The 13,738-nt window shown below is 47.4% G+C and carries 9 protein-coding genes, 2 tRNA genes and 2 rRNA genes (1 of these 13 cut by a window edge); 6 read left to right on the plus strand and 7 right to left on the minus strand.

Going from position 1 to position 13,738, the window contains the following annotated elements; genetic code table 11:
• From ONT19_RS11870 to ONT19_RS11890, 5 genes are all read right to left on the minus strand, one after another.
• Positions 1-1,195 (minus strand): 23S ribosomal RNA (locus ONT19_RS11870) (it extends 1,701 nt beyond the left edge of the window).
• Between the two features lie 177 nt (positions 1,196-1,372).
• Positions 1,373-1,449, minus strand: a tRNA-Ala gene (locus ONT19_RS11875).
• Between the two features lie 19 nt (positions 1,450-1,468).
• Positions 1,469-1,542, minus strand: a tRNA-Ile gene (locus ONT19_RS11880).
• A gap of 133 nt (positions 1,543-1,675) precedes the next feature.
• Positions 1,676-3,207 (minus strand): 16S ribosomal RNA (locus tag ONT19_RS11885).
• Together the 16S and 23S rRNA genes with 2 tRNA genes alongside form the textbook arrangement of a ribosomal RNA operon.
• Positions 3,208-3,670: 463 nt before the next feature.
• On the minus strand, positions 3,671-5,866 hold the full coding sequence (locus tag ONT19_RS11890; RefSeq protein WP_264952046.1) for an alpha-galactosidase: 2,196 nt from the start codon (positions 5,864-5,866) through the stop codon (positions 3,671-3,673).
• Between the two features lie 327 nt (positions 5,867-6,193).
• Between ONT19_RS11890 and trhA the strand changes: the two genes are divergently transcribed.
• From trhA to ONT19_RS11920, 6 genes are all read left to right on the plus strand, one after another.
• Positions 6,194-6,850: a PAQR family membrane homeostasis protein TrhA gene (gene trhA, locus ONT19_RS11895; protein ID WP_117695654.1), complete on the plus strand. Its 657-nt coding sequence runs from the start codon at positions 6,194-6,196 to the stop codon at positions 6,848-6,850.
• Positions 6,851-7,148: 298 nt separating this feature from the next.
• Positions 7,149-7,520: a GntR family transcriptional regulator gene (locus tag ONT19_RS11900; RefSeq protein WP_118190491.1), complete on the plus strand. Its 372-nt coding sequence runs from the start codon at positions 7,149-7,151 to the stop codon at positions 7,518-7,520.
• Positions 7,521-7,681: 161 nt separating this feature from the next.
• Positions 7,682-8,398 (plus strand): ABC transporter ATP-binding protein, encoded by a 717-nt coding sequence (locus tag ONT19_RS11905; protein WP_006848206.1) that lies wholly within the window; start codon positions 7,682-7,684, stop codon positions 8,396-8,398.
• 7 nt (positions 8,399-8,405) lie between these two features.
• Positions 8,406-9,665 (plus strand): ABC transporter permease, encoded by a 1,260-nt coding sequence (locus ONT19_RS11910; protein ID WP_264952047.1) that lies wholly within the window; start codon positions 8,406-8,408, stop codon positions 9,663-9,665.
• Positions 9,666-9,681: 16 nt separating this feature from the next.
• Positions 9,682-10,929, plus strand: coding sequence for an ABC transporter permease (locus tag ONT19_RS11915; protein ID WP_118081811.1), 1,248 nt, complete (start codon positions 9,682-9,684; stop codon positions 10,927-10,929).
• 23 nt (positions 10,930-10,952) lie between these two features.
• Positions 10,953-12,071 carry an efflux RND transporter periplasmic adaptor subunit gene (locus tag ONT19_RS11920; protein ID WP_118065457.1) on the plus strand — a complete coding sequence of 373 codons (1,119 nt, stop codon included), beginning with the start codon at positions 10,953-10,955 and terminating at the stop codon, positions 12,069-12,071.
• A 37-nt stretch (positions 12,072-12,108) separates the two neighbouring features.
• Here the strand turns inward: ONT19_RS11920 and nagB are convergent, their stop codons facing one another.
• Positions 12,109-12,900 carry a glucosamine-6-phosphate deaminase gene (gene nagB, locus ONT19_RS11925; protein WP_118201349.1) on the minus strand — a complete coding sequence of 264 codons (792 nt, stop codon included), beginning with the start codon at positions 12,898-12,900 and terminating at the stop codon, positions 12,109-12,111.
• Between the two features lie 85 nt (positions 12,901-12,985).
• Complete coding sequence (locus ONT19_RS11930; RefSeq protein WP_006848211.1) at positions 12,986-13,438, minus strand: DUF6078 family protein; 453 nt, start codon at positions 13,436-13,438, stop codon at positions 12,986-12,988.
• Between the last annotated feature and the right edge of the window lie 300 nt (positions 13,439-13,738).

Here is a 13,738-nt window from a genome sequence, read left to right on the forward strand (position 1 = left end):
CTTCGGTGTCTGCCTTATACCCGATTATTATCCATGCCCGGACCCTCGACTAGTGAGCTGTTACGCACTCTTTGAATGAATGGCTGCTTCCAAGCCAACATCCTAGCTGTCATAGGGACCAGACTTCGTTAGACTAACTCAGGCAGAACTCCGGGACCTTAGACGGCGGTCTGGATTCTTCTCCTCTCGGGGACGGACCTTAGCACCCGCCCCCTTACTGCCGGACTGCAGACCGTGAGCATTCGGAGTTCGTCAGGACTCGATAGGCGGTGAAGCCCTCTTGTCCTATCGGTCGCTCTACCTCTCACGGTGACCATCCGACGCGGCACCTAAATGCCTTTCGGGGAGTACGAGCTATCTCCAAGTTTGATTGGCCTTTCACTCCTACACTCGGCTCATCCAGAAGCTTTTCAACGCTTATTGGTGCGGACCTCCATCCCGTGTTACCGGGACTTCATCCTGGCCAAGTGTAGATCACTTGGTTTCGCGTCTACCCCCACTGACTGTGCGCCCTATTCAGGCTCGCTTTCACTGCGGCTACGTGTCTCATGACACTCAACCTCGCCAGTGACGGTAACTCGTAGGATCATTATGCAAAAGGCACGCCGTCACATCTTGCGATGCTCCGACCGCTTGTAGGCGTATGGTTTCAGGAACTATTTCACTCCCCTGCTCGGGGTTCTTTTCACCTTTCCTTCACAGTACTCGTTCGCTATCGGTCTCACGGGAGTATTTAGCCTTACCGGATGGTCCCGGCAGATTCGCGCAGGATTCCTCGTGTCCCGCGTTACTCAGGATACCGCTATGCCTGATCTGGCTTCATGTACAGGATTATCACCTTCTGTGATGTAACTTTCCAGATACTTCCACTCACCATTTCAGTACAATGTCGCGGTCCTACAACCCCAGCCACGCCTTGCGACGCCACTGGTTTGGGCTGTTCCCCGTTCGCTCGCCACTACTGGGGGAATCATTATTTATTTTCTCTTCCTACAGGTACTAAGATGTTTCAGTTCCCTGCGTTAGCTCTCTTACATTGGTAAGAGTAACCGTCCTTCAGACGGCTAGGTTGTCCCATTCGGAAATCTTCGGATCAAGGGTTATTTGCACCTACCCGAAGCTTATCGCAGCTTATCACGTCCTTCATCGCCTCCGTGAGCCTAGGCATCCGCCATACGCCCTTTCTTACTTTCTTTACGACTGTATTTGCTATCAGTTGAACTGACAGCGAATAAGTAGCTCATACTTTCAGCTGTATTCTAACTTGTGAAATCTCATCTTGCGATTTGATTCACTTTAGTCTGAACTAAAGTTCATTACTTACAGTTTTGCTTGTGTCAATATGTCAAAGATCTTCTTGCCTTAAAAGGCATGGTGGAGAATAACGGATTCGAACCGTTGACCCCCTGCTTGCAAAGCAGGTGCTCTAGCCAACTGAGCTAATCCCCCAAATCGAGAAGTAAAGAAGTAGTCCCAGGCAGATTTGAACTGCCGACCTCCACATTATCAGTGTGGCGCTCTAACCAACTGAGCTATAGGACTGTGTTGGTAAAGAGTAGCATCTCTGCCGAACATTCTCTATCTCTTATTTAATTAAACAGATGGTGCGTACAAGAAGAGAAGCGAACTTTTAAGTCATGTTTCCAAATCTTCTATAGGAAATTCGTCTCTCCAGAAAGGAGGTGTTCCAGCCGCACCTTCCGGTACGGCTACCTTGTTACGACTTAGCCCCAATTACCAGTTTCGCCCTAGGCCGCTCCTTACGGTCACGGACTTTAGGCGCCCCCGGCTTTCATGGCTTGACGGGCGGTGTGTACAAGGCCCGGGAACGTATTCACCGCGCCATGGCTGATGCGCGATTACTAGCGAATCCAGCTTCGTGGGGTCGGGTTGCAGACCCCAGTCCGAACTGAGACAGGCTTTAAGGATTTGATCCATTTTGCAAGGGACCGTCTCTCTGTACCTGCCATTGTAACACGTGTGTAGCCCCGGACGTAAGGGCCGTGCTGATTTGACGTCATCCCCACCTTCCTCACACCTTACGGTGGCAGTGTCCCCAGAGTGCCCAGCTTGACCTGATGGCAACTAAGGAGAGGGGTTGCGCTCGTTATGGCACTTAAGCCGACACCTCACGGCACGAGCTGACGACAACCATGCAGCACCTTCACAGAGGCCCCGAAGGGCGTCATTGTCTCCAAATCCTTCCTCTGCAATTCAAGCCCGGGTAAGGTTCCTCGCGTATCATCGAATTAAACCACATGTTCCTCCGCTTGTGCGGGCCCCCGTCAATTCCTTTGAGTTTCACCGTTGCCGGCGTACTCCCCAGGTGGGATGCTTAATGCTTTCGCTTGGCCGCTGACCTGTTCAGACCAACAGCGGGCATCCATCGTTTACCGTGCGGACTACCAGGGTATCTAATCCTGTTCGATACCCGCACTTTCGAGCTTCAGCGTCAGTTGCGCTCCAGTGAGCTGCCTTCGCAATCGGAGTTCTTCGTGATATCTAAGCATTTCACCGCTACACCACGAATTCCGCCCACTTTGTGCGTACTCAAGGAAACCAGTTCGCGCTGCAGTTCAGACGTTGAGCGTCTACATTTCACAACACGCTTAATCTCCGGCCTACGCTCCCTTTAAACCCAATAAATCCGGATAACGCCCGGACCTTCCGTATTACCGCGGCTGCTGGCACGGAATTAGCCGGTCCTTATTCATAAGGTACATGCAAAAAGTCTCACGAGACTCACTTTATTCCCTTATAAAAGCAGTTTACAACCCATAGGGCCGTCATCCTGCACGCTACTTGGCTGGTTCAGACTCTCGTCCATTGACCAATATTCCTCACTGCTGCCTCCCGTAGGAGTTTGGACCGTGTCTCAGTTCCAATGTGGGGGACCTTCCTCTCAGAACCCCTACTGATCGTCGCCTTGGTGGGCCGTTACCCCGCCAACAAGCTAATCAGACGCATCCCCATCCATCACCGATAAATCTTTAATCTCTTTCAGATGTCTTCTAGAGACGTCATTGGGTATTAGTCTTACTTTCGCAAGGTTATCCCCAAGTGATGGGCAGGTTGGATACGCGTTACTCACCCGTGCGCCGGTCGACGCCCATCAAAAGCAAGCTTTCGATGTCGTTTCCCCTCGACTTGCATGTGTTAAGCCTGTAGCTAGCGTTCATCCTGAGCCAGGATCAAACTCTCCATTGTAAAATATCATTTTTACTTCTTGCCTCATTGCTGAAGCAATCGGTGTTTGTTGTCTGTACTTAGGACGAATATCCTTTTCGTTTATTGAAGCTTAGTAAACCTGACTTGTCAATTACTTGACGGTTCGTTTCTTTTACCCAGTTTCTTTATACTCCCTATATAATATAAGGTGTAATCCAAAACCGCTTCTTGTACTACTTGTCTGTTTATGTAAAATCTTTCAAAGAACTCTTTCTTTAGTAACTCAGAGAAGTTGTATTTCTCAAAAGCGAGTGCAAAAGTACAAACATTTTCCGAAACCGCCAAATATTTCCAAGAAAAAGTTTAGGAATTAACAGTATTTTAACACTTCCATCTTATTTTGCACTTATTTTGATACCAAACACTTTATTATATACATACACGCGCTCATATCTGCGTGTGGGCACACAAGCATGCGCATATACATAATGGTACCAGAAAACTATTCTGCCTCCAAATAGAGAACACGAGACGACCAGTCGTTCTTCTTACCCCAGCCTACCTCATGAACATACGGCATTTCCAAGCCATGTTCCATAAGATACTTACCAGAGTAAGATTTTCCCTCACAATCAAGAGGCTTGTTATCAATTACATCAAGTTCTTTTACCTTATACATCTTATTCTCATCCAGACCAGCCATCTTAACTCTTGGCAAATGAACATTATAGAAGTTTGCCAATTTCCACCAATAGAAGACAGCCTTGTCTTTTGCTTCACTAACATACATAATAGAAGACAAGCCCTGATTATCGTACGGAGAAACCAAACGATAAAGGTCGCCAAACTGAACAACAGGACGGATCTCTTTGTATTCAGAGATAGCCTTTCGGCAGAGAGCCTTCTCCTCATCCGTCATATTCTTTGGCTGAATTTCCATTCCAAGTCGTCCGCTCATAGCCACATCAATACGATACTTCAAAGAAGTAGTGCGGAATACGGTATGGTTTGGCACAGCAGAGATATGACTTGCCATGGCGATGGCCGGGAAGAAATAGCTGGTTCCATACTGCATATAAATACGCTGCATGGCATCCGTATTATCACTTACCCAAAACTCATCAAAACCACGGAGCATGCCCCAATTGGCACGGCCACCGCCACTTGCGCAACATTGAATCACCACATCCTTATACTTAGCACGAATACGGTCGATAACCTTCGCAAATCCCTGATGATAAGCAATGTAGAGATGACTCTGTTCAGCTGCAGACAAGTATTGGCTGCCATGATTCATAATAGGCATATTGGCATCCCACTTAATGTAGGCTATATCTGGATATTTAGTAAGTAAATTGTCTACTACACCGAAAACAAAGTCTTGTACTTTTGGATTTGAGAGATCGAGCACCAGCTGGGTACCGCCACGGCCCAGAACAGCATCTCGCTTAGGAGCCTTGATTACCCAATCAGGATGCTTCTCATAGAGCATACTGGTAGTATTGGTCATTTCCGGTTCGATCCAGGTACCAAACTTTACCTGGTTTTTCCTGGCATCGCTCAGCAAGCCTTCAATGCCATTAGGAAGTTTCTTGGTATCAACCACCCAGTCACCGAGTGCACAGTTATCAGTAACACGAGGATATTTGGTTCCGAACCATCCATCATCCATTACGAAGAGTTCACCACCCATACTATGGATATCAGCCATCATCTGGTCCATTCCCTTTTGGTTGATATCGAAATAAACACCTTCCCAAGAGTTGAGCAAGATATCACGCTCCTTATCTCCATGTGCCAAGATATATTTGCGTCCCCATTTATGGAAGTTTCTACTTGCACCGCTCAAACCCTGTGTTGAATAGGTCAAAGCGAGTGCAGGAGTTTTGAAAGTCTCACCTTTCTTAAGATGATATTCAGAGTTCTGTTCATTAATACCGGCAAAGAAATAATGATATTCGGTATCATCGGTAACCGTCTTCAGCTTATAGTTACCGCTATAAACCAAGGCTGCACCAATAACATTACCCGCATTTTCCTGTCCTTTACCATCGAGCGAGAACATGACTTCTGCATGATCGGTATGCGAATTGCGGGTACCATCATTGTTTCGGATTACAAATTCTCCTGGCTGCAGTTTTTCATGACTCAACTGCCCCTCAGCAGCCCAAGTACCGGAAAGATGACTCATCCAAACATCTCCGCGACGGATAGGAAGCATAGCCGATGCAAAGGTAGTCAGGGTAACAGTACCCTTTTCACCATTCAGAATCTCGGTCCACGCCTCAATCATATCAACATCATTGTATGCACGATACTTCAAATCTACCTTTATATTATATACAGGATCTTTCAGATGAACGGTCGTAACAGAAGCTTTTCCTTCGTTCTTCACATCACAGCCCGTAGCCACGAGTGCAGTTGAAAGATTGCCATCACTATGACGCATGGCAAGCGCCGCTTCAGCTGGAGTATTCAGTCCGTAAGCCGGATAAGCATCCATACGGCCATCAGTAGCGACCTTCAGATTCTGCAAATCGTTAGGATTCAACTTAGTACCGAAATAGAGATACTGGGCAGGCTTTCCATTCTCAACATCGAGAATGAGCGACATACCCTTTGTATTTACAGATACTTTTTCTGCCATCGCCGGAAGTGCGACAGTCATAAATATAAGTGCAATTGATTTTAACTTCATATTACCTTTCTAAATTATTAGTTGCTTTTATAGTTTCAATTTTGTGAGAGATGATTTCTCATTTTCACATCGCAAAATTATAAAAAAATCCAATACACTCCAATACTTTTTTGATTTATTTTTCGAAGAAAGCAGAAAAGGACAAACAATCAGCAAATAAAGCAAAGAAAACACTTTAGAAATCGAAAGAATTCCTAAAAGATAGTCCACTTTAAGAAATTCTTAGTATCTTTGCAATGTTATAGCTGATAACGATTTAGGTATAGTGGCTTGAATGCCCTATTTCTCAAAATCAGCAGAATGTGTAACGAAAAGATATATAGAGATATGAAACTAAAGATACATTTCAGTCATAAAGAAGAACTTTGGAACTCATGGTCGCATGCAGGAGGTATCCTGATGGGCTTTGTCGTGGGAGCCATCTTCTTATATTGGTGCTTTACGATGCATAACGGATGGGCTACGGCGGGAGTTATCCTCTATCTGTTCGGTATGCTGATGTCTTACATCGCCTCAACGGTTTACCATGCAGTTTCTGCCTGGAGCAAATGGAAGGAGCGACTGCGCAAATGGGACCATGCCGCCATCTACTGGCATATTGCCGGTTCTTACTCGCCAATCACGCTCATTGCGATGCGAGACCAGGGATATTGGGGATGGAGCCTCTTTATCTTTATCTGGGCTTGCGCCATTGCCGGAACCATCATGAGTTTTGCCAGACTCAAGGATCACAGCAACCTGGAGACCATCTGCTTTGTAGGCATGGGATTGTCGGTACTGGTTGCCTTTAAACCTTTGATAGACTCCGTATCCACCGCCACAGTCTGGTGGATTATTGCCGAAGGCGTCTGCTACATTACGGGCGCCGTATTCTACAGCATCAACAAGAAGAAATACATGCATTCCGTGTTCCATTTCTTCGTTTTGGCTGGTAGTATCTGCCACATCATTGCAGTTTGGGATATTCTCATGAAATATATCTAAACGACTCAAGAATAGGAATGTCATAAAGTTTGTCCTTTACAGTTTTAGGCACGGATTACACGGATTTTTTATGAGATGATAATCGCTTTACTTACATTAGCGCCATAAATCCGTGTAATCCGTGCCTTATCTATATCCTAGATACTTATGCCACACCCTCTTTGCTTTTTATAATAAGGTGATAATGTTAACATTACGTTAAAGTAAGAAAATAATTGCCCAAAAGTTTGGAACTTATTGGAGAAAAGCATATCTTTACAGTGTTCTATTGAAGTAGTACACTAAAACATTAAAGATTATGAATTTCAGTAATGATAAAGCAATATACGTACAGATAGCCGAGCGATTGAGCGATGAGATTCTGGCGGGCAAGTACAAGGAAGACGAACGAATACCGAGCGTCAGGGAATACGCCGTGCTGCTGGAGGTAAATGCCAACACAGCCGTGAAGGCATACGACCTGCTTGCCACCGACGAGATTATCTACAACAAGCGAGGCCTAGGCTACTTTGTTTCCGCTGGAGCCAAGAAGCAGATTAAGAAGACCCGCAAAAAGGAGTTTATGAAAGAAAGACTCCCGGAACTCGCCCGACAAATGCAGCTTCTCGACATCTCCATCGATGAAGTGAAGGAAGAGTTGGAGAAGAATCTCAAAAAGATAAGGATATGATGACACTATTCATCCTCAAATATATATTTATAGCTTCTGTCTTTGCCTTATATATAATAAGGTGTATGTAATAACGTTTTTAAAAAAGAGTTACGCTTGCAACTTTCTGAAAGTTGCAAGCGTCTAATGGTTTAAATTGATATCCATAAAACGAAAGTAATATGTCATTAATTCATCTAAAAGACGTCAACAAGACCTATCAGGGTGCTCAGCCACTCCATGTGCTGAAGGGAATCGACCTCGACATCGAACGTGGCGAGTTCGTCAGCATCATGGGTGCTTCCGGCTCGGGAAAATCCACCTTATTAAATATACTGGGTATTCTCGACAACTACGATACGGGCGAATACCGACTCAATGATGTGCTCATCAAAGACCTCTCGGAAACCCGTGCAGCCGAATACCGCAACAAGATGATCGGCTTCATCTTCCAGTCGTTCAACCTCATCTCGTTCAAGACGGCAGTGGAAAACGTGGAACTTCCACTCTTCTACCAGGGCGTGAGCCGCAAGAAGCGCCACGAACTGGCGATGGAATATCTCGAAAAACTGGGCTTGAAGCAATGGGCCAACCATTATCCTAACGAGATGTCGGGAGGACAGAAGCAGCGTGTAGCCATCGCCCGTGCCCTCATCACCAAACCCGAAATCATCCTTGCCGATGAGCCTACCGGAGCCCTCGACTCCAAAACGAGCGTGGAAGTGATGGACCTGCTGAAGGAACTGCACCAGAAAGAGGGAATGACTATCGTGGTGGTAACCCACGAAAGCGGTGTAGCCAACGAGACCGATAAGGTTATCCATATCAAGGACGGACTCATCGGAAGCATCGAAGACAACAGAGACCATCATCTCGTATCGAAAGACTACGTTAAATAAGAAGAGAATGAGAGAATTAATCAAAGAAATATGGAGCACGTCGAAGCGCAACAAGCTCCGCACTTCGCTTACGGGATTTGCCGTTGCCTGGGGAATCTTCATGCTGATATTCCTGCTGGGCGCCGGCAACGGACTGATTAATGCCCAGTTGCAGCAAAGCACCCGATTCCTTGCCAACTCCATGCGAGTATTCCCGCGCGAAACCTCCAAGGCTTACAAGGGACTGAAGGAAGGCAGAAGCATCACGCTCAACGACAGGGACATCCTCATCAGCAACAAGACCTACGGCCAGTATGTAGATGATGTGGGCGGAAGATTGGAACAATATAACGTGAACATCAACTATGGCGATAATTATGTGGCAAGCCAGTCATTGGTGGGTGTGGCTCCTACGCATCCCAAAATCGACAAGACGGAGCTGATAGCCGGACGATTCATCAACGAAATCGATATGAAGGAGCAGCGCAAGAATGTGGTGCTGAGCCGAAGCCAGGCCAAGGAACTCAGCAAAGACTACCGTTCGCTGGTGGGCAAGAACGTAAAGATCAGCAACCTCAACTTCCAGGTGGTGGGAATCTACAAGGATGATGAATCGCGCAATAATACCGAAGCCTTCATCGCCTACTCCACCATAAAGACCATCTACGCCAAGGGCGATGATGCGGGAAGTCTGGAGTTTACCATCAAGAACCTGAAGACCAAGGAGGACAATAAGCAGTTTGAAAAGAACTACCGCGCCAGCATCAACAACAACCATCAGGCAGCACCTGATGACGAGCGAACCATCTGGCTCTGGAACCGATACATGGACAATATCCAGATGAACCAGGGAATCGCCATCATGCAGACGGCCCTCTGGATTGTGGGTCTGTTCACCCTGCTGAGCGGAATCGTGGGCGTAAGCAACATCATGCTCATCACCGTGAAGGAGCGAACCCGAGAGTTTGGTGTAAGAAAAGCCATCGGCGCCAAACCTTGGTCGATACTGAAGCTCATCATTACCGAGAGCATCATCATCACCTCGTTCTTCGGCTACATCGGAATGGTATGCGGCGTGGCGGCAAACGAAATCATGGATGCAACCATCGGACACACCACCGTAGATACCGGACTGTTTAAAGCCGCCATGTTTGTGAACCCTACGGTGGGCCTCGGCACCTGCATCGGAGCCACCATCACCATCGTCATCGCAGGCACCATCGCCGGACTCATCCCAGCCATCAAGGCTGCAAGAATCCGACCGATAGAGGCGCTGAGAGCGGAATAAACTATAAATTATTATTATGCGATTAGATTTAGATACATATAAAGAGATTCTCGACACCATCACGAGGAACAAGAGCCGCAGTCTGCTTACGGGCTTCGGCGTGTTCTGGGGCGTGTTTATGCTCATCGCCCTGATGGGTGGCGGACAGGGACTGAAGGAGATGCTGCAAAACAACTTCACAGGCTTTGCCACCAACACCGCTATCATCTGGGCGCAGAACACCACCAAACCCTACAAGGGATTTAACAAGGGGCGCTCCTGGCAGATGGAAGAGAAAGACCTGGACAGATTGCGCCACCAGGTGCCCGAACTCGATGTCATTACCCCGCTGCTCTTCGGCGGCAACAAGTCGGTGGTGTTTGGCGACAAAAAATTCAGCGGTAGCACCCAGGGCGTAAATCCTGACTACGCCCAAGTTTCTGCGCCACAGATGTTTTACGGCAGATACATCAACGAGATGGATGTGCGCCAGCAGCGCAAGGTTTGCGTCATCGGCAAACAGATTTACAAGAATCTCTTTCCTGGCGGCGGTGATCCGTGCGGCAAGAGCGTAAGAGTAGATTCTACCTATTATATGGTGATAGGCGTAGATTACCGCTCGGGAAACGGCGTGAACTTCGGCGGTCGTGCCGATGAAACCATCACCCTGCCCCAATCGGTTTTGCGCAGCGCTTATAACCGGGGTAAGGCGGTTGACATCATCGCCACCACCGGCAAACCGGGCGTAGTGATGAGCAGCATTGCCCAGCGGATGAGAGAAACCGTGGCAAGAGCCCACAGCATAGACCCTACGGACGAAAAGGGCATTATGGTGTTCAATACCGAAGTTCTCTTCCAGATGCTCGACAACCTGTTCAAGGGCGTCAACTTCCTCATCTGGCTGGTGGGTATCGGCACCCTTCTCGCCGGCGCCATCGGAGTTTCCAATATCATGATGGTAACGGTAAAGGAGCGAACCACCGAGATAGGCATCCGCCGAGCCATCGGAGCCACGCCTAAGATGATTCTCTCGCAAATCATCTCCGAGAGTATTCTCCTCACCCTGGTAGCCGGCATGAGCGGCATCCTCTTCGGCGTTGCCATCCTGCAGATGCTGGAAGTAGGAAGTACCACGGATGGCATTCTTACCGCCCACTTCCAGGTAGATTTCTGGACGGCCATCTCTTCAGCCATCCTCATCTGCATTCTCGGCGGCCTAGCCGGACTCGCCCCTGCATGGCGAGCGATGAGCATCAAACCGGTAGATGCAATGAGAGACGAATAAAAGAAAAATAAGATATAAAAGATATGAAAAAGTATTCAAAGTTGATTGTTGCGGCGATTGTCGCCTTGATCTTCATCGGAACCTTCGTGTTCCTTTATGAGAAATCGCAGCCTAAGCCTGTGGAGTATACTGAGTTTACTCCTAAGATGGCTGATGTTTTGAAAACTACCGTCATCACGGGCAAGATTGAGCCTCGCAACGAGGTGAGCGTAAAACCTCAGATTAGCGGTATCATCACCGAGATTTGCAAAGAAGCGGGTGATTATGTTCAGGCGGGCGAGGTTATCGCCAAGGTAAAGGTGATTCCGGATATGGGACAGCTCAGTTCGGCTCAAGCACGCGTGCGCCTTGCTGAAATCAACCTGAAACAGGCACAGGTGGATTATGGTCGCGAAGAACAGCTCTTCAAGAAACAGCTGGTCAGCGCCGATGAGTTTGATAAGGTAAAGCAGGCGATGAAACAGGCACGCGAGGAGGTTACCGCTGCCGAAGATGCTCTCCAAGTGGTGCGTGATGGTGTAAGCAAGAGCAATGCCAGCGCCTCTTCCACCCTCATCCGTTCTACCATCTCGGGCATTATCCTCGATATTCCGGTCAAGGTGGGTAACTCGGTGATTCTTGCCAACACTTTCAACGATGGTACTACCATCGCCAGTGTAGCCAACATGAACGACCTCATCTTCCGTGGCAATATAGATGAAACCGAAGTGGGAAGTCTCGTTACAGGAATGCCGATGAAGATTACCATCGGAGCCTTGCAGAACCTCAACTTCGAGGCTAACCTGGAATATATCTCTCCTAAGGCTGTAGAAAACAATGGTGCCAACCAGTTTGAGGTAAAGGCAGCCATCCGTTCTACCAAGGGAGGCAAGATCCGTTCAGGCTACAGCGCCAATGCCGAGATTGTACTGGCCAAGGCTACCCATGTACTCACCGTTCCGGAGAGTGCCATTGAGTTTAGCGGCGATTCTACCTTTGTATATATCATAAAAGGTAGCGGCGAGAAGAAGACTTATGAGCGCAAACAGGTAACTACCGGTTTGAGCGATGGAGTAAATATTGAAATCAAGAAAGGTCTGGGACTCAAGGACAAGGTTCGCGGTCCTCAGGTAATAGCAGAAAATAAGGATGATGACGAATAGTCATCATCCTTATTCTTTTTTATAGGCATCAGATAACTTAGATGTTATCTTTCTCGATATCCTTGAAGTAGCGGTAAGTACCCACCTTCAGTTCATCGCAGGCAATCTCATCACAAACGATGATGCCATGCTGGTGCTGCTGCAGAGCGCTGATGGTCCAAGCCTGGGTAACAGGGCCTTCGATGGCAGCCTGCAGGGCGCGGGCCTTGTTATGACCGTTGCAGAGAATCATTACCTCTCGGGCAGCCATCACGGTACCCACACCTACGGTCAGAGCCAGACTAGGTACCTTCTCAGGATCATTGTCGAAGAAACGGGAGTTGGCAATCTTTGTATCTGTAGTGAGCGTCTTTACTCGTGTGCGGGAGGTTAGAGAAGAGAATGGCTCGTTGAAAGCGATATGGCCATCAGGACCGATACCACCGATAAAGAGGTCGATGCCACCCGCTTCTTCTATCATCTGCTCATAATGACGGCACTCCTCTTCCAGGTTCTCGGCATTACCGTTCAGAATATGAATATTCTCCTTAGGACAGTCGATATGATTGAAGAGATTGGCAGCCATGAAAGAGTGATAGCTCTCAGGATGAGATTCCGGCAAACCTACATATTCATCCATATTGAAGGTGATGACATGCTTGAACGAAACCTTGCCTTCTTTTACCGCCTTTACCAGGTTGGCATACATGCCCTGAGGTGAAGAACCGGTTGGCAAACCCAGAACAAAAGGACGTTCAGCAGTTGGTTGAAATCTGTTAATTGTTTCAATTACATGATCAGCTGCCCACTTTGACAGCTTCTCATAATCTTTTTCGATAATAACACGCATAATCTATTTCTTATTGTTTAGTTGTAAAATTCAGGAAACAAAAATAATAAAAATCTGTTTCATTACCGCTAAAAGATGGCAAAAATTATATTTTTTTACAGTTTGCGGTATCTACTTCTTCATAGCCCTCCTGCTCAACATATTCATCAAAACCGATGCTGATATCGGCCCCATTCTGCTCGAAGAGACGCAGTAATTTCTGCTGCATATCGGGTGCGATGAGGATGGCGCCGCGCTTCGCCTTGCAATAGGTGCTTTCGCTGATATAGGGCGAAAAGTGCCAGAAATGAGGCGTATTGGCAGAAGGTATCGTACCGAACATGCGGCGGAATCCGCGTGCCATGCGTATGATCTTCTTCTGAAGCCGATAGGCGCAGCCCTGCTCGCTGCAGGCTATATGGTCCGGGTTCAGAATACTGAATACCTTCTCCGACTTACGCAACTTCTGATAACGCTCAAAACGAGCACAAAGGTGATGTACCGGGCACGCCTCCTTGAGACATACCGTATCAATGGAATGGATTGAAATATTGTTCATGTTCTTTATTTTTTAAGTTGGATAAATATTTTTTTCTTCGAAAGATTGAGGGGCTGTTATCGGCAAACAGGAAACTGGCGAACCACAGACAGCCAACTAGCCGCTATGAGAACAGTGGGCTGTTCTAGTCAGACAGCTATCTGAAAAGCCTGAGAAAGAATTTTAAGAAAGGAACTGCGAAAAACTCTTCACTCTTCACCTAACCCTCGGAAACACCGATAAACAGAGGGGATTCGAGGGGTGAAGAGTTATTTCTCACTCTTCACCCACTCTTCACCACTCTTCACCCGCCTGCCGCTT

The organism is Segatella copri (assembly GCF_026015625.1).
GTDB lineage: Bacteria > Bacteroidota > Bacteroidia > Bacteroidales > Bacteroidaceae > Prevotella > Prevotella copri_H.